Here is a 15,164-nt window from a genome sequence, read left to right on the forward strand (position 1 = left end):
TCCCCCATCACCTCACGGTGATGGGGGACGAGTCGTCTGCGGGCACGGCCCGCACCGCCGCCTGGTGTAGCGGTGGAGTCCCACTTGCGTTGGCGCGCCAGCGAACACCGCGCGCGTGAGCAATATGGGTCTACTGTCGCTGGTGTGAACCAGCTGTCCTTCTTCTCCGCGGACTCGGTCGCTCCCGAGGTGGCTGATCTGAGCGGACTGCTGGCCGGTCCGGGTCAGCTCGTGGCCGCCGCCGACCGCGCGCGGGTTTCGGTGGTGGTCGACGCGCAGTGGCGTGCCGACGCGATCGCCGCACTGATCGAGGACGCCGGACTGGTCGCGGAGCTGACCCATTCCGAGGAGGGCTCGCCACTGGTTCGTACCGGTTCCGTGCCCGAGTTGGCCGTGCTCGCCGTGCGGTGGACGAGGGGAGCGGTCAAGGCGGTGCCCTCCGGCTGGGTGCCCGGACCCCGCGCCTTGCGGGCCTGGGTTCTGGCCTCCGGCCACGCCGAGGGCGAGGGCGACCGATTCGTGCTCGGGCTCGACCCGCGTGCTCCCGAGACCCACGCCGTCCTGGCCCAGTCGCTGATGCGGGCCGGCATCGCGCCGACGCTGTTCGGCACCCGAGGGGCGAGTCCGGGACTGCGGATCGTCGGCCACCGGCGCCTACTGCGCCTCGTCGAGAACATCGGCGAGCCGCCCGACCAGCAGGAGGCTCGCGCGGCGTGGCCGCGGGTGTAGAACTTATCGACACGGGACTGATCTGCAAGGATTGGTCGGAGGTGTGTCACGCTGTAACCGATGTGATCACCGTTTCGAGTCGAGGAAGGTGCAGGCAACAACGTGGCAGCCCGGGAGAAGGACACGGCGGGAGATTCGTCTGCGTCGGCCGGCCAGACGCGCCGTCTCGTGATTGTCGAGTCGCCGACCAAGGCCCGCAAAATCGCGCCCTACCTGGGCAAGAACTATGTTGTCGAGGCATCGGTCGGGCACATTCGGGACCTGCCGCGCGGCGCGGCGGACGTGCCGGCCAAGTACAAGGGTGAGCCCTGGGCTCGGCTCGGTGTCAATGTCGACCACGACTTCGAACCCCTCTACGTGGTCAGCCCGGACAAGAAGTCGAAGGTCACCGAGCTCAAGGGCCTGCTCAAGGACGCCGACGAGCTCTTCCTCGCCACCGACCCCGACCGCGAGGGCGAGGCCATCGCCTGGCACCTCCTCGAGACCCTGAAGCCGAAGATCCCGGTCCGCCGGATGGTCTTCCACGAGATCACCAAGCCCGCGATCCTCGCCGCCGCCGAGGACACCCGCGAGTTGGACCAGGACCTGGTCGACGCGCAGGAGACCCGCCGCATCCTCGACCGCCTGTACGGCTACGAGGTCAGCCCGGTGCTGTGGAAGAAGGTCATGCCGAAGTTGTCGGCGGGCCGAGTCCAGTCGGTGGCGACCCGTGTGATCGTCCGGCGCGAGCGTGAGCGCATGGCGTTCCGCACCGCCGAGTACTGGGACATCTCGGCGACCCTCGACGCCGGTGCCGACGCCAGCCCGCGCAGCTTCGGGGCCCGGCTGGTCAGCGTCGACGGCGCCCGCGTCGCGTCCGGTCGCGACTTCGGTCCGGACGGCGCACTCAAGTCCACCGGCGTCACCGTCCTCGACGAGATCAAGGCGCGTCAGCTCGCCGACGCACTGCACGGCGTCGACCTGACGGTGTCCTCCGCCGAGGACAAGCCGTACACCCGCAAGCCCTACCCACCGTTCATGACCTCGACGCTGCAGCAGGAGGCGGCCCGCAAGCTGCGGTTCTCCTCCGAACGCACCATGCGTACCGCGCAGCGGCTGTACGAGAACGGCCACATCACCTACATGCGAACCGACTCGACGACGCTGTCGCAGTCGGCGATCTCGGCGGCGCGCGCGCAGGCCACCGAGCTGTACGGGGCCGAGTACGTCAGCCCGTCGCCGCGCCAGTACACCCGCAAGGTGAAGAACGCGCAGGAGGCGCACGAGGCGATCCGTCCCGCCGGCGACGTCTTCGCGACCCCCGGTCAGCTGCACAGCCAGCTCGGCACCGACGAGTTCAAGCTCTACGAGTTGATCTGGCAGCGCACGGTCGCCTCGCAGATGCAGGACGCCCGCGGCACCACGCTGACGCTGCGCATCACCGGCACCGCGCGTTCGGGCGAGGAGGCCACCTTCTCGGCCTCGGGCCGGACCATCACGTTCCCGGGCTTCCTCAAGGCGTACGTCGAGTCCGTCGACGAGGAGGCGGGCGGCGACTCCGACGACGCCGAGTCGCGGCTGCCGGTTCTCGTTGCGGGACAAGGTGTCACGGCTACCAAGCTGGACCCGGACGGGCACACGACCAACCCGCCCGCTCGTTTCACCGAGGCGAGCCTGATCAAGACGCTCGAGGAACTCGGCATCGGCCGACCGTCCACGTACGCCTCGATCATCAAGACCATCCTCGACCGCGGCTACGTCTACAAGCGCGGCAGCGCGCTGGTCCCGTCGTGGGTGGCGTTCGCCGTGATCGGACTGCTCGAGGCGCACTTCGGCCGGCTGGTGGACTTCGACTTCACCGCGGGCATGGAGGACGACCTCGACGAGATCGCCGGTGGCCGCGAGCAGCGCGCGAACTGGTTGTCCAGCTTCTACTTCGGCGGTGAGCACGGGGCCGAGGGCTCGGTGGCGCGCTCCGGCGGACTGAAGAAGATGGTCGGTGCGAACCTCGAAGACATCGACGCACGCGAGGTGAACTCGATCCGGCTCTTCGACGACGCCGAGGGCCGCGAGGTGCACGTGCGGGTCGGTCGTTTCGGTCCGTACCTCGAGCGGATGGTCGTCAATCCCGATGACCCCGAAGGGGATCTGATCTCACAGCGGGCCAATCTGCCCGACGACCTGCCGCCCGACGAGCTCACCCCGGAGTACGCGGAGAAGCTGTTCGCGACGCCGCAAGACGGCCGCAAGCTCGGTGTCGACCCGTTGACTGGGCACGAGATCGTCGCCAAGGAAGGGCGTTTCGGCCCGTACGTGACCGAGATCCTGCCGGAGCCGCCCGCCGAGCCGGAGCCCGACATCGTGCCCGTGCCCGCACCGGAGACGGCCGACGGCACGGTCAAGACGAAGGCGCCGGCCAAGAAGGCGGTGAAGAAGGCCGCGAAGAAGGTCGCCGGACCGAAGCCGCGCACCGGTTCGCTGCTCAAGTCGATGGACGTCGCGACGGTGACGCTCGAGGACGCGCTGCGGCTGCTGTCGCTGCCGCGCGTGGTCGGCATCGACCCGGAGTCGAAGGAAGAGATCACCGCGCAGAACGGCCGTTACGGCCCGTACCTGAAGAAGGGCACGGACTCCCGCTCGCTGGCGAACGAGGAGCAGATGTTCACCGTCACCCTCGAGGAGGCGCTGAAGATCTACTCCGAGCCGAAGCGGCGTGGGCGCCAGGGTGCCGCGACGCCGCCGCTGCGCGAGCTCGGAAACGACTCGGCGACCGACAAGCCGATGGTGATCAAGGACGGCCGATTCGGCCCCTACGTGACCGACGGCGAGACGAACGCCAGCCTGCGTAAGGGCGACGAGGTGGAGACCATCACCGACGAGCGGGCCTCGGAGCTGCTGGCCGACCGCCGGGCCCGTGGGCCGGCGCCGAAGAAGACCGCGAAGAAGGCGGCGAAGAAGGCCCCGGCCAAGAAGACCGCAGCCAAGAAGACGGTCGCCAAGAAGGCCGTCGCGAAGAAGGCGCCCGCCAAGAAGGCCCCGGCGAAGAAGGCTGCGGCGGAACAGGACTGAGCTCCGTCGGGGCGGGGGAGGCCGTGTACCGGGAACTGGACTCCGGAGTCGCCGGGGCGGTCGCGTGGTCGATCAGCTCGCCCGATCCGGATGCCGAGGCGTTCGTGCTGCCCGACGGCTGCATGGACCTGATCTGGCACGAGGGCGGGTTCGTGGTCGCGGGCCCGGACACGGTGGCCCACCGCACCAGCGCCGCGGGCCCGCGTGCGATCGGATTACGCTTCGCTCCGGGGCTGGGTCCGCGGGTGTTCGGGGTGCGGGCCGACGCGTTGCGCGACACCCGGCTCTCGCTGGACGAACTGTGGCCGGATGCCGTGGTGCGCAGGCTGTCCGACGCCGCCGAGGTGGACCCGCTGCGCGCCATTGAGGACGAGGCGCGCCGTCGGCTCGACGGGGTCGGCCGGCCGGTCGAGACCGCGATCGCGGCGCGGCTGGCCGCCGGAACGTCGGTGGCCGAGGTTGCCGCCGAGCTCGGCTGGAGTGAACGCAAGCTGCACCGAATAGCGTTGTCCGCGTTCGGGTACGGGCCCAAGACTCTCGCTCGGGTGTTGCGCTTCGACCGGGCTCTGGCGGCGGCGCGAACCGGCACCGGGTTCGCGCGGGTCGCCGCGGAGGGGGGATACGCCGACCAGGCTCACCTCGCCCGGGAGGTCCGCGCGCTGGCCGGCGTGTCCCTGACCGCGCTGGTCGGCTAACCGGGCAGCGCGGCGAACAGGTCGACGGTGTTGCCGTCCGGGTCCTTCACGATGGCGTAGCGCTGCCCCCAGAACGCGTCGAAGGGCACGAGTTCGCTCGCGCAACCGGCGCCGGTGAGCTCGGCGTACTTCGCGTCCACCTCGGCGGGGGCGCCGCAGTCGAAGGCGAGTGCCGGGCCACCCGCCCCGGGCGTGAACCCGGGGTGGAAGCTGCGCATGGTCTCGACGGTGTCCCAGGCCAGGCGCAGACCGCCGGGGAGGGTCACCTCGAAGTGCGGCTCGCCCGCCGACTCGGCGGGCAGGTCGAGGCCGAGCCGCCGGTAGACGTCGAAGGAGCGGGCCATGTCGGCGGTGACGATGCCGATCAGTGCGATGCGTGGGGTCATGGCGTGGACGCTACGGCGCACGTCGGCCGTCGTCTTGTACGTTTCGGACGCCCGCCGCCACGGGCGTGTCGGCACCGGTCGTTAGGCTGTGGCGCATGGCGGGTGTCTTCGATCGGCTGGTCGGCCAGCAGCATGTCGAGACCGAACTGGCGGCCGCCGCGACGGCGGCGCGGGGCGGTAGCGAGGCCGCGGGATCGCTGATGACGCACTCGTGGCTGTTCACCGGACCGCCCGGATCGGGCCGTTCGGTCGCCGCGCTGTGCTTCGCGGCGGCGCTGCAGTGCACCAGCGACGGCCCGCCCGGCTGCGGGAGCTGTCACGCCTGCACCACGACGATGGCGGGCACCCACGGCGACGTGCGGCGGGTGATCCCGGAGGGCCTGAGCATCTCCGTCGCCGAGATGCGGGGCATCGTGCAGACCGCGTCGCGTCGCCCCAGCACCGGCCGTTGGCAGGTGGTGGTCATCGAGGACGCCGACCGGCTGACCGAGGGTGCCGCGAACGCGCTGCTGAAGGTCGTCGAGGAGCCGCCGGCGCGGACGGTGTTCCTGCTGTGCGCGCCCTCGGTGGATCCCCAGGACATCTCCGTGACGCTGCGCTCGCGCTGCCGGCACGTCGCGCTGGTGACCCCGTCCGTGGCGGCGATCACCGGGGTGCTGCGGGATCGCGACGGGCTGGACGAGGCGACCGCGGTCTGGGCCGCGGCGATCAGCGGTGGGCACGTGGGCCGCGCCCGCCGGCTGGCGACCGACGAGGAGGCCAGGGCCCGTCGGAGCCAGGCGCTGGGCATCGCGTCGGCCGCGACCAGGGCGAGCACCGCCTACTCCGCAGCCGACGAGCTGGTGCGCACGGCCGAGGCCGAGGCCAAGGAGATGAGCGCCGCGCGCGACGAGCGTGAGACGGAGGAACTGCGCACCGCGCTCGGTGCCGGCGGCACCGGCAAGGGTGCGGCGGGGGCGCTGCGCGGCTCGGCCGGCGCTCTCAAGGACCTCGAGCGCAGGCAGAAGTCGCGGGCGACGCGGACCGGGCGCGACAGCCTGGACCGTGCCCTGATGGACCTGGCGGGCCTGTACCGCGACGCCCTCGCGGTCTCGCTCGGGTCGACCGCGCAGCCCAACCATCCGGACAAGGCCGACCAGGTCGTGAAGATGGCGGCCGCCGGCAGCCCGGCCGCGCTGCTGCAGTGCGTCGAGGCCGTACTCGAGTGCCGCGAGGCGCTGTCGACCAACGTCAAACCGCGTTTTGCGGTGGCCGCGATGGTGGCGAAACTGGGCGCCGTCCTCAGTTGACCGGGGGCCGTTTTCACATCCGGGACGTGAGCCGTTAGACTCCTGCTTGCTCGATCGCGAGGTCGGGCACGCTGCCTTAGCTCAGTCGGTAGAGCATTTCACTCGTAATGAAAAGGTCGAGAGTTCGATTCTCTCAGGCAGCTCAGCGGAACCCCAGGTGAGAGCATGATTCACCTGGGGTTCTTCTGTTTTCGGACGCGGTGGCGTGGGACATGAACGCGCAGGTGGGGGAGCTTGGAACGACACCGCGCCCCCGGGTGTGCCACCCGCGGCCTGCACGCGCTTCCGCGCAGACCGCACAGTCCAGTACTCGCAAGTAGTCGCGGGGTGGGATTACGGTGGGGCCGCCGCCCGACCCCCCCGGGCGGTATCGGCCCCGCCTGGCGCACCCCCCGAGTCAGGCGGGGCCACCCCGCCCGTCCGTCGGACGCTGAACCGATCGAGGGTGTGGTCGCCATGGCCTCGCGAGCATTCTCGCCCAGAATCGCGTCGGCCGCGGTACGCGCGGTGGCGGTGGTCGCTCTCGGAGTGGGGCTTGTCGCCGCTGCCGTCAGGCGATTCGGCCTTCCGGCGATGCGCTGACCGCACTCGGACAAATCGGCATCGAATGCCGACGCGAGTGGGGCCCTCTCGGATACGGTGAGCGCGCGTCGCCCCTCCAGTGACGCACGGCCCCACCAGCGGAGCCCTCCTCGTGCTGGTGGGGCCACTTCGAACGCTACTGCCCCGATCGCGCGGGCGGCCCGGAAAATACCGACACTGCGGTATCAATCACTCCTGTGCGAAATGGGCGCATTGTGGCGAATCCCGTGCACGGTTCAGCGCTGCCCGACGACGGCGGCAAGCCTCGGCCGGCCGACATCACCGTGGCCCGTCCGGCGCAACCCGCGCGTTCTCCGGGGCTCGGCGCAGCTCCTCGATATCCCTCGGTTCCGCTCAGTTGGGTTGGACCCCAGTCTATTTGGCGGCGCCCGACAACGGTCGTGCTCGGACCGCGGCCCGCCGAGCTCGCGTTCCGCTGCGCGTAGCGTAAAACACATCTAAAGTCTTCCGAAGCACTGCCCGACACCGACCCATCCGGGACGCCTGGCAGTGAGCCCGGTCGGTGCCACCTCGTCAGGCTCCGGCCCGTGTCAGCATCCGACAGGAGGCGCGTAGTGAGTGATCGCACCGAGCGGAGCTCGGAAGCCAGGATCTGGCCAGGGATGTTGGCTGCGGGCGCCGTCGTCATCGTCGTGGTTGCCGTCTTCTACACACTCCTGCCGTGAACAGAACCTCGTCGGTTCCGATCCGCGTGTGCGAGAACTGTGGGGCGGAGCCCAATCTCGTTGGCAAGGACAAGATTAGGTCCGGTGTGCCGACGGCACGCTGAGAGCCCGCTGTGAATTGGACGCTCGTACAGTCGCTGCCCGGGGCAATTTCCGTTACTGTCACCGGCGGTACCGCCCGACCCCAACCCGGGCGGTGCAGGCCCCACCAGCCTTGCCCTCCTCGTGCTGGTGGGGCCGCCTCCAACCGGCGTGCGATCAGGCGTAGAGCCGCGCGATGAAGGCGCTCATGTTCTCCCGCACGCGCTCGACCTTCTCGTCGATGCTGAGATGTTCGCGATACCGGTTGCCGAGTGCGGGCCGCTTCTTGTCGCGCGCGTACAGCGAGCAGGCGAGATCGGTGCACATGTAGGTGCCGGTGGTGTTGCCTCGGCGCCCGGAGTCGCCGGCCCTGGCCGCGGTCATCAACGACACCCCGCCGCCCGTGTGCGTGGTCTTGCAGATCGTGCACATCTGCGCCCGTCCCGACCCGCCGGTGGGGTAGCGCAGGGCGACGCCGACGAGGCCGCCGTCGTGTGGGACGACGAGGTAGCAGCGTCCGGGCAGCGACGGTGCGCTCCAGCCGAGGAAGTCCAGATCGTCCCACGGGCGATCGTCCAGGTCTCGGGGCACCGGGAGGCGTTTGGCGTCACCCTTGGAGCAGTTGACGAACGAAGACCTGATGGCGTCCTCGGTGACGGGGTTCATGGGGGATCGGCTCCTAGCGTTGATGCGTCGAGAAAGCGCGCACCCACGCTACGGCCGGTCGTCGGTGCCGAGCAACGGATTTTCGTCGCCACCGTTCCGGCGCGGGACACCCCGGGACTGTCGGGACCGCGCGGTACGTTCCGTGCATGAGCGAACCCGTGAAAGGCCCCGCGTCGTACTTCCCGTCGATCGAGCAGAAGTACGGCCGCCCGATCAGCGAGTGGCAGAGCCTGATCCGTTCGTCCGAGTTGACCAAGCACATGGAGCTGGTCAGCTGGCTCAAGTCCGAACACGGAATGGGGCACGGCCACGCGAATGCGCTCGTCGCCCACACCTTGAAGGAGGATGCGGCCGAGGCGTGACCGCGCCCGCCACCCCGGCCGCGTGGCCGGCGTTGTCTCCGGAACCGGGCGACCGGAGTGCACGTCTCTGGTAAGCCTGTGGGGCATGAGGAAGATGATCGTCGCGGCGCTCGGCGCCGGGGTCCTGCTGGTCGCCGGGTGCGGCAGCGACGAAGGGTCGACATCGGGAACCACCGCGGCCGGTCCGACGTCGGATCAGGTCCAGCCGGATCTGACGCTGTACAAGGTCGGGGCGCCGGTCTCCAACGGCGGCGTGACCGTCACCGTCCGGTCGGCGGCATCGGTGCCCGCGGTCGCGATGGCGTCCGGTTCCGGCGAATACGCGGACCAGGCCGCGCCCGCGGGCGAGAAGTACGAGGTGATCGACGCGGTCGTCAGGAACGACGCGGCGACGCCGATGGACCTGTCCTGCGGCAAGGCGATCGGCACCAGGCTCGTCGACGAACAGCGCCGTCAGTTCGACGCCATCGCCTCGTTGGACAGAGTGCAGGGCAACCCGGCCTGTGCCGTCACCCTGCCGCAGGGGTCGGAGTCGGAGATGAAATGGGTGTTCGCGGTGCCGGTCGACGCGGTCCCCAGGGCATTCGGCTTCTACGACACCGTGATCCAGCAACCGTCCCAGGTGAAGGTGATCGACCTGAAGACTCAGTAGCGTCTCGGCCGCCGCATCGCGATCGCACAGCTGTTGGCATCCCTCCACCGAATTCTTCGCGTCCTCTCAGAAATGGATCCCAAGGTCGACGGGGGTGGTGATTGCGGTGCCGCCCCGCCGAGAAGGGATCTGCGATGACCACTCAGGCAGGGGCGCGCCGCCCGCTCAGGTTGTTGGCCCGGATCGTCTGCGTCGGTGCCCTCGCCGCCGCACCTCTTGCCGCGGTGGCCGTGCCGGCGTCGGCCGAACCCGGCTATGCGGGTGACGGTGACTACGGCTACGGCGACCACAACTATCCGTACGACTACAGCTATCACGGCTGGGACCAGCACGCGGGCACCGAGAACTACGCGCGCAATGGCGATTACAGCCCGGGCGACCGTGGCGACGGTGGGGACGGCGGCGTCCCGGTGTGCCCGTACCGCGCGCAGAGCGATCAGTGGTGGGAGTACTGCGTTCCGCAGCAGTGACGGCCCACTGCCCTGCCCGATCGCTGGTTCACCGGGAACGGACCCCGCCGTGCTGTGGACAACTCAGGTGTGTCTCGCCCGGGTCACGCCGACGCGCCGGAGGTCTCTTTTCCACAACACGCCGCTCCCCGTCTTATCCACAGCAGTGGAATGGCTGTTTGCGCAGGTAGGAAAAGTTTCAGCCGTGTAATTCGATGGGCCATCCCCAGGTTGTCCACAGTCGCGGGGGCGTTGTGCATAGGTTTGTCCACAGCTGTGGACAGTCTCAGCGGCTGATCCGATCGAGGATCACCGAGTGCACGTGATGGGCCTTGTCCATGCCGCGGAAGTCCGCCTCGAAGGTGTCCGGGCCCGCGGTCAGCGCGACACTGCTCGACGAGAAGAACTGTCCGGCCCACGACTTGTTGCTCAGGAACGACACGGACCGGATGTTCCCGTACGGAATCGACGTGATCGCAACGCGTTTGCCGACGAAGCTGCGGTCCTGGATGACGACACGACGATCGGTCAGGCCGAGAAACCCGGTGCCTGCACCGATGCAGTCGTAGACCGCGATGACGGTCTCGCCGTCGAGCAGTCCCTGTTGAACCTGCTTCAACTGGTCGGCTTTGTCGAAGATCGGCTCGCTCATCGTCGGCTCCAAGGTTCGGGGGTGGGCTTGGCCTCCACCGTACGAGTCGATCGGCACCCGGCGCGCGATTCGGACTATCGTATGGACACCGAGTCCCGCTGCGGGAGAGGACGTGATGACGATGACCGGCCCCGTTCCGGATCCGAATCAGCCCCCGAGTCAGCCTTCGTACCCACCCCCGAACCAGCCCGGATTTCCGCCGCCGGGACAGGCCTATGCGGCGCCGCCGATGCCGATCTGGCCCTATGCCTCCTGGTGGTCGCGGGTCGGCGCCTACCTGCTCGACCGCCTCGTCGTCCCGCTGCCCGGACTGGTCGTCGCGGGCATCGGCGCATTCATCGCGTTCAAGGACTCGTCGTCGACCACCACGACGTACTCGGGCGACCACTACTACTCCGAGTCGACCTCCGAGTTGACCGGGGTGAACGGCGCCGGCGTGGCACTCATGGTCGCCGGGTTCCTGTTGGCGGTGGTGATCTTCCTCTGGAACGTGGTGTTCCGGCAGGGGACCACCGGCCAGTCCGTGGCCAAGAAATGGCTGGGCATCTCGGTGGTGCGGGAGATCGACGGTCGCCCGCTCGGGCCGGGCATGGCGTTCGTGCGCTGGCTGCTGTTGTGGATCCTGGGCTCGGCCTGTCTCCTGAACTTCCTCTGGCCGCTGTGGGATTCGCGTTCGCGGTGCTGGCACGACATGGTGGTCACGTCCGTGGTGATCCGGGCGACGTGATCCGATGACCTTGCAGCGCAGTGAGACTCGTACCCGCCGACTGGGCGCTCCGGCCGCGGTGGCCGCGGGTGGAGCGGCCGTCGCCGCGGCGCTGTACCTGAGGGATCCGCACCGCCCCGGCGCGTACGGGATCTGCCCCTTCCACGCCGCCACCGGCCTGTGGTGCCCCGCCTGCGGCGGACTGCGCGCGCTCAACGACCTCACGCACGGCGACGTGCTCGCGTCGCTGTCGAGCAACCTGTTCGTCGCCCCGTTGGTGGTGGCGCTGGCGATCGCCTGGGCGGGGTGGGTGTCACGGCGGTGGCGCGGCGTCGACGACCGGATGATCGTGCTGTCGCGGGCGGCCACGGTCGCAGTTCTCGTCGCGCTCGCCGTCTTCACGATCGCGCGGAACACCCCGTGGGGGTCTGCGCTCGCTCCGACCTGAACCGCCCGGCCGCAGCCGTACGGACTCGACCGACCCCGGAGGTACCCCGATGGCCATGCAGATCTTCTCCCTCGTCGTCCTGGTGGGAGCGCTCGTCGTGCTCGTGCCGGTGGCCCGCAGGGTGTTCGGCCGACGCGACGACGACCACGAGAACTGAACCCTCTTCGCGCGTTCCGCTCGACAGCGGCGCGTGCGCGGGCCATGCTCAGGCATGGCCGAATCGCTGCGGGACCGCGTCCGCGAAAAACTGCTGCGCCAGATCGCCGAGGACGGTGGCGCGCCGACGGAGGGTGCCGAGGACGACGATCCCCGGCTGGTGGCGCTGGACGACGACCTGGCCGCTCTGGACGAGGCGATCGACGGTGACCCGGTGATCGAGCGGCTCGCCGCCAAGTACTGGGTGCCGTAAGCGGTCAGGGCGCGTCGAGGCGGTCAGCGTTGGCGAGGATGGCCGAGTGGACGTATCCGGCGAACCCCGGCGCCACGTCGTTCCAGTCCGCGGCCGCGGCAGGATCGGCGACGTAGGTCTCGGCAACCTTCCGGTGCTGCCCCGGCCCGCATGCGAAGAACCAGCGCGACAGGTGCGCGCGATGACGTTCGGCGGCCGCCATCGCGACCGCGCCGGTCGGGGGCTCGCCCGCCGCGATCGCCTCGGCGAACTCCCGGATGTTCGCCTCGGCCTCGGCCTTGATCTCGCGCCAGTCCGCCGCGGTGTAGGCGACGGCACGGCGTTGCAGGTCCGCGCTCGCCATCGGCTCGTCCCAGCGATCCTCGACGCCGGCGAGCGACTCCGCGAACCGCGCGGTACCGAAGATCTCGAGCTGCTCCGCGGCGGACAGCGCGATCCCGGCCCGGCGTGCCCCCATCTCGCGTTCGACGGCGTCGAGCAGGGTGTCGATGCGGTCCCGGCGCTCGCGCAGCAGCCGGTGCTGACGGCGCAGGTGGCCGTCGGTCGCGGTGTCGGGCTCGGCCAGGATCGCCGCGATCTCGTCGAGTCCGAACTCGAGTTCCCGGTAGAGCAGGATCTGCCGCAGTCGCCCCGCGTCGGCGTCGGAGTAGATGCGGTGGTTGCCGGCGCTGCGCGAGCGCGGGGTCAGCAGGCCGACGCTGTCGTAGTGGTGCAGGGTGCGGACCGAGACTCCCGACAGTCGCGCCAGGTCCCCGACCGTGTATCCGTCCACCCGGTCATCATCGCGCCGACGGGGGTCCGCCGTCACGACCGAGGCCGGTGCCTGGACGCAGCCCTGGCGTGCGCGTCGGTCAGCAACGCGCGCACCCGCTGGGCGCTGGCCCGCGACGGGTTGAGGATGGACACCCACGACTGGGCGGCGTAGCTCGGGTGCGGGAGCAGCAGGTCCAGTGCGCTGTAGTCGATGCCCGCGGAGTGCTCGGCGGCCGCGGCGGGCGGATAGCCGAGCAGTTCGCGAAAGCGGTCTCGGCCGACCGCGATGTTGAGACGGAACACTCCCGGCCGTGACAGCCGCGATGAGGTGTCCCATCCCTCCACGTCGTTGGTGACGACGGTGGCGAAGGGGAGCCGCCGGTCGGCGCGGGTGTCGCCGTCGGGGTCGTAGAAGAAGAAGGAATCTCCCCAGGCCGATTCCGGTGCGTCGTTCTCGGCGCTCGCCGTCACGGACACCACACCGGGCAGCGTCCGGGTCGACTCGATGATTTCCGCTTCGGTGAACTCCGCTGCCGTCATGTCCGTCACCGTAGGACCTCACGTCGCGTCAGGTTCAAGCCCCGCGCGCCTCGATTCCGTTCGCAAAGCGTATAAATACATCTTGTGTCTAAGTTGCATTCCGCGGCCGAACAGGTCTATCGGGAGGTCAAGGAGCGGATCCTCTCGTCCGTGCTGCCCGGCGGCGAACTGATCAGCGAGGGCGAGATCGCCGACGAGATGGGGACCAGCCGCACCCCGGTGCGCGAGGCGTTCCTGCGCCTCGAGGCGGAGGGCTGGATGCGGCTCTACCCCAAGCGCGGGGCGCTGATCGTGCCCGTCGCCGACGGCGAGGCCGAGCACGTCGTGTCCGCGCGCCGGCTCGTCGAGACCGCGTCGGTGCGAGCGGTGACCGGCGACGAGACGGCCCGGACCGCGCTCGTGCGCGAACTGCGCACCAGCCTCGACGACCAGCGGTCCGCCGCCGCGGCCGGCGACGTCACGACCTTCAGCGGACTCGACGCCGACTTCCACCGCGCCGTCGTGCGCGCGGGTGGCAACCCGCTGCTCGACACCTTCTACGCGAGCCTGCGGGAACGGCAGCGCCGGATGACCGCCCGCTCGCTCGCGCGCGACCCGCTGCAGCTCGGGTCGATCATCGACGACCACGCCCGGCTCGCGGACCTGGTCGAGGCGGGCGACGCCGACGGGTTCGACGCCGCGGTCGCGGTGCACATGCACCGGGTGCACGGACTGCCGCTGCCGGACGGCGGTGCGCGGTGACCGCCGCGCTCGACGAGCGCCACGAGGCGACGGCCGCACGGCGGCGGTCGATTCCGCCGTGGACGCTGGTCGCGGCGGCCATGTTCGCGGTCGCGTGGGGCGGCAACGAGTTCACCCCGCTGCTGGTGATGTACCGGCTGGACCACGGGTACTCGCCGGTGGTCGTCGACAGCTTCCTGTTCGCCTACGTCTTCGGCATCGTGCCCGCGATGCTGGTCGGCGGCCCCCTCTCGGACCGGCTCGGTCGCCGCCCGCTGATGCTCCCCGCGCCGTTCGTCGCGGCCGCCGGGTCGCTGGTCCTCGCGGTCGGAGCCGACAGCGCCGCCCTGCTGATCGCGGGTCGGGTGCTCAGCGGCGTCGGCCTCGGTCTGGGCATGGCCGTCGGCGGCAGCTGGCTCAAGGAGCTGTCGGCGCCGCCGTGGGACGTGAAGGCGCGCAGCGGGTCCGGTGCCCGGCGTGCCGCGATGAGCCTGACGGCCGGGTTCGCGATCGGCGCCGGACTGGCCGGGGTGCTCGCGCAGTGGGCGCCGTGGCCGAGCGCGCTGGCGTACGCCCTGCACATCCTGCTCGCCGTCGGCGCGGGTGTCGCGTTGCTGGCGGTCCCGGAGAGCCGGGCGGCGACTCCGGCCGATCAGCGAGTCGCGTTGATCGAGGACCTGAAGATCCCGGCCGCATCGCATCGGCGTTTCTGGTTCGTCATCGCCCCCGTCGCGCCCTGGGTGTTCGGCGCCGCCAGTTGCGCCTACGCGGTGATGCCGTCGCTGATGGCCGACCACAGCGGCGGGCGGCCGGTGGCCTTCTCCTCCCTGCTGTGTGTGGTTGCGCTGGCCTGCGGCTTCGGGGTGCAGGCGCTGGGGCGCCGGCTCGACACTCCGCGCAGTGCCCGGGCGGTGCTGGTCGCGCTCGCGATCCTGGTGGTGGGGATGGTGATCGGGGCCGCGGCCGCCGACCGGCTCACCGTTCCGCTGGCCCTGCTGGCCGCGGTCGTGCTCGGCGGTGGCTACGGCATGGCACTGGTGTCCGGCCTCCAGGAGATCCAGCGCATCGCCGGGCCCGACGACCTGGCCGGGTTGACCGCGGTCTTCTACTCGCTGACCTACATCGGCTTCGCGGTCCCGGCGGCGATGGCGATCGCCGTGCAGCAGTGGCCGGGAGTGTTCGGGTACCCGGTGATCTTCCTGTTCGGTGCGGTCGTCGCGGCCGCGAGCCTGGCGCTGGTCGCCGTCAAGAGTCGGTCGCACCTGCCAGAATGCGCATAGCGCAGTGGTGCGGATACGGAGTCTGAGGACC

The 15,164-nt window shown here is 70.2% G+C and carries 17 protein-coding genes and 1 tRNA gene; 13 read left to right on the forward strand and 5 right to left on the reverse strand.

The window, feature by feature from the left end; translation table 11 throughout:
• Nucleotides 1–144: 144 nt before the first annotated feature.
• The 3 genes from ACFXGJ_RS20375 to ACFXGJ_RS20385 all read left to right on the forward strand — a co-directional run bounded on the left by ACFXGJ_RS20375 (nucleotide 145) and on the right by ACFXGJ_RS20385 (nucleotide 4,472).
• Nucleotides 145–729: a hypothetical protein gene (locus ACFXGJ_RS20375; RefSeq protein WP_378623870.1), complete on the forward strand. Its 585-nt coding sequence runs from the start codon at nucleotides 145–147 to the stop codon at nucleotides 727–729.
• A 102-nt stretch (nucleotides 730–831) separates the two neighbouring features.
• Nucleotides 832–3,777, forward strand: a complete 2,946-nt coding sequence (gene topA, locus ACFXGJ_RS20380; RefSeq protein ID WP_378623872.1) for a type I DNA topoisomerase — start codon at nucleotides 832–834, stop codon at nucleotides 3,775–3,777.
• 23 nt (nucleotides 3,778–3,800) lie between these two features.
• Nucleotides 3,801–4,472 carry a helix-turn-helix domain-containing protein gene (locus ACFXGJ_RS20385; RefSeq protein WP_378623875.1) on the forward strand — a complete coding sequence of 224 codons (672 nt, stop codon included), beginning with the start codon at nucleotides 3,801–3,803 and terminating at the stop codon, nucleotides 4,470–4,472.
• On the opposite strand, the gene ACFXGJ_RS20390 is transcribed toward ACFXGJ_RS20385, so the two are convergent.
• Nucleotides 4,469–4,858, reverse strand: a complete 390-nt coding sequence (locus ACFXGJ_RS20390; RefSeq protein ID WP_378623878.1) for a VOC family protein — start codon at nucleotides 4,856–4,858, stop codon at nucleotides 4,469–4,471. The two genes, ACFXGJ_RS20385 and ACFXGJ_RS20390, sit on opposite strands and share 4 nt — an antisense overlap.
• A 95-nt stretch (nucleotides 4,859–4,953) precedes the next feature.
• On the opposite strand from ACFXGJ_RS20390, the gene ACFXGJ_RS20395 reads away from it, so the two are divergent.
• A complete protein-coding gene (locus ACFXGJ_RS20395) occupies nucleotides 4,954–6,147 on the forward strand; it encodes a DNA polymerase III subunit delta' (RefSeq protein WP_378623880.1) in 1,194 nt (397 codons plus the stop codon).
• Nucleotides 6,148–6,217: 70 nt separating this feature from the next.
• A tRNA-Thr gene (locus ACFXGJ_RS20400) sits at nucleotides 6,218–6,290 on the forward strand.
• Nucleotides 6,291–7,673: 1,383 nt separating this feature from the next.
• On the opposite strand, the gene ACFXGJ_RS20405 is transcribed toward ACFXGJ_RS20400, so the two are convergent.
• Nucleotides 7,674–8,162, reverse strand: coding sequence for an FBP domain-containing protein (locus ACFXGJ_RS20405; protein ID WP_378623882.1), 489 nt, complete (start codon nucleotides 8,160–8,162; stop codon nucleotides 7,674–7,676).
• A 146-nt stretch (nucleotides 8,163–8,308) separates the two neighbouring features.
• On the opposite strand from ACFXGJ_RS20405, the gene ACFXGJ_RS20410 reads away from it, so the two are divergent.
• The 3 genes from ACFXGJ_RS20410 to ACFXGJ_RS20420 all read left to right on the forward strand — a co-directional run bounded on the left by ACFXGJ_RS20410 (nucleotide 8,309) and on the right by ACFXGJ_RS20420 (nucleotide 9,646).
• Nucleotides 8,309–8,524 (forward strand): DUF4287 domain-containing protein, encoded by a 216-nt coding sequence (locus ACFXGJ_RS20410; protein ID WP_378623884.1) that lies wholly within the window; start codon nucleotides 8,309–8,311, stop codon nucleotides 8,522–8,524.
• A gap of 85 nt (nucleotides 8,525–8,609) precedes the next feature.
• Nucleotides 8,610–9,176 (forward strand): hypothetical protein, encoded by a 567-nt coding sequence (locus ACFXGJ_RS20415; RefSeq protein ID WP_378623888.1) that lies wholly within the window; start codon nucleotides 8,610–8,612, stop codon nucleotides 9,174–9,176.
• Nucleotides 9,177–9,310: 134 nt separating this feature from the next.
• Entirely contained in the window at nucleotides 9,311–9,646 is a 336-nt protein-coding gene (locus tag ACFXGJ_RS20420; RefSeq protein WP_378623891.1) for a hypothetical protein, read from the forward strand.
• A gap of 265 nt (nucleotides 9,647–9,911) precedes the next feature.
• On the opposite strand, the gene ACFXGJ_RS20425 is transcribed toward ACFXGJ_RS20420, so the two are convergent.
• The gene (locus ACFXGJ_RS20425) at nucleotides 9,912–10,277 is read right to left on the reverse strand and encodes a PH domain-containing protein (RefSeq protein WP_378623893.1); all 366 of its coding nucleotides are present in this window, start codon (nucleotides 10,275–10,277) and stop codon (nucleotides 9,912–9,914) included.
• Nucleotides 10,278–10,506: 229 nt separating this feature from the next.
• On the opposite strand from ACFXGJ_RS20425, the gene ACFXGJ_RS20430 reads away from it, so the two are divergent.
• The 3 genes from ACFXGJ_RS20430 (at nucleotide 10,507) to ACFXGJ_RS20440 (ending at nucleotide 11,840) form a co-directional block, all read left to right on the forward strand.
• Complete coding sequence (locus ACFXGJ_RS20430) at nucleotides 10,507–11,004, forward strand: RDD family protein (RefSeq protein WP_378623895.1); 498 nt, start codon at nucleotides 10,507–10,509, stop codon at nucleotides 11,002–11,004.
• Between the two features lie 4 nt (nucleotides 11,005–11,008).
• Nucleotides 11,009–11,431, forward strand: coding sequence for a DUF2752 domain-containing protein (locus tag ACFXGJ_RS20435; protein ID WP_378623897.1), 423 nt, complete (start codon nucleotides 11,009–11,011; stop codon nucleotides 11,429–11,431).
• A 211-nt stretch (nucleotides 11,432–11,642) separates the two neighbouring features.
• Nucleotides 11,643–11,840, forward strand: a complete 198-nt coding sequence (locus ACFXGJ_RS20440) for a hypothetical protein (RefSeq protein WP_378423277.1) — start codon at nucleotides 11,643–11,645, stop codon at nucleotides 11,838–11,840.
• 4 nt (nucleotides 11,841–11,844) lie between these two features.
• Here the strand turns inward: ACFXGJ_RS20440 and ACFXGJ_RS20445 are convergent, their stop codons facing one another.
• A complete protein-coding gene (locus ACFXGJ_RS20445; protein ID WP_378623899.1) occupies nucleotides 11,845–12,612 on the reverse strand; it encodes a MerR family transcriptional regulator in 768 nt (255 codons plus the stop codon).
• A 32-nt stretch (nucleotides 12,613–12,644) separates the two neighbouring features.
• Nucleotides 12,645–13,133 (reverse strand): DUF6194 family protein, encoded by a 489-nt coding sequence (locus ACFXGJ_RS20450; protein ID WP_378623901.1) that lies wholly within the window; start codon nucleotides 13,131–13,133, stop codon nucleotides 12,645–12,647.
• A gap of 84 nt (nucleotides 13,134–13,217) precedes the next feature.
• Between ACFXGJ_RS20450 and ACFXGJ_RS20455 the strand changes: the two genes are divergently transcribed.
• A complete protein-coding gene (locus tag ACFXGJ_RS20455; RefSeq protein ID WP_378623903.1) occupies nucleotides 13,218–13,874 on the forward strand; it encodes a GntR family transcriptional regulator in 657 nt (218 codons plus the stop codon).
• 50 nt (nucleotides 13,875–13,924) lie between these two features.
• Nucleotides 13,925–15,133, forward strand: coding sequence for an MFS transporter (locus ACFXGJ_RS20460; protein WP_378623905.1), 1,209 nt, complete (start codon nucleotides 13,925–13,927; stop codon nucleotides 15,131–15,133).
• Nucleotides 15,134–15,164 lie beyond the last annotated feature (31 nt).

The sequence above is a fragment of the Rhodococcus sp. NPDC059234 genome (genome assembly GCF_042754225.1).
GTDB lineage: Bacteria > Actinomycetota > Actinomycetes > Mycobacteriales > Mycobacteriaceae > Rhodococcus_G.

Bases quoted from the DNA above. Each gene is read 5' to 3' on its own strand.
- ACFXGJ_RS20390 (WP_378623878.1), bottom strand. From the start codon at position 4,858: ATGACCCCACGCATCGCACTGATCGGCATCGTCACCGCCGACATGGCC.
- ACFXGJ_RS20395 (WP_378623880.1), top strand. From the start codon at position 4,954: ATGGCGGGTGTCTTCGATCGGCTGGTCGGCCAGCAGCATGTCGAGACC.
- ACFXGJ_RS20405 (WP_378623882.1), bottom strand. From the start codon at position 8,162: ATGAACCCCGTCACCGAGGACGCCATCAGGTCTTCGTTCGTCAACTGC.
- ACFXGJ_RS20410 (WP_378623884.1), top strand. From the start codon at position 8,309: ATGAGCGAACCCGTGAAAGGCCCCGCGTCGTACTTCCCGTCGATCGAG.
- ACFXGJ_RS20415 (WP_378623888.1), top strand. From the start codon at position 8,610: ATGAGGAAGATGATCGTCGCGGCGCTCGGCGCCGGGGTCCTGCTGGTC.
- ACFXGJ_RS20420 (WP_378623891.1), top strand. From the start codon at position 9,311: ATGACCACTCAGGCAGGGGCGCGCCGCCCGCTCAGGTTGTTGGCCCGG.
- ACFXGJ_RS20425 (WP_378623893.1), bottom strand. From the start codon at position 10,277: ATGAGCGAGCCGATCTTCGACAAAGCCGACCAGTTGAAGCAGGTTCAA.
- ACFXGJ_RS20430 (WP_378623895.1), top strand. From the start codon at position 10,507: ATGCCGATCTGGCCCTATGCCTCCTGGTGGTCGCGGGTCGGCGCCTAC.
- ACFXGJ_RS20435 (WP_378623897.1), top strand. From the start codon at position 11,009: ATGACCTTGCAGCGCAGTGAGACTCGTACCCGCCGACTGGGCGCTCCG.
- ACFXGJ_RS20440 (WP_378423277.1), top strand. From the start codon at position 11,643: ATGGCCGAATCGCTGCGGGACCGCGTCCGCGAAAAACTGCTGCGCCAG.
- ACFXGJ_RS20450 (WP_378623901.1), bottom strand. From the start codon at position 13,133: ATGACGGCAGCGGAGTTCACCGAAGCGGAAATCATCGAGTCGACCCGG.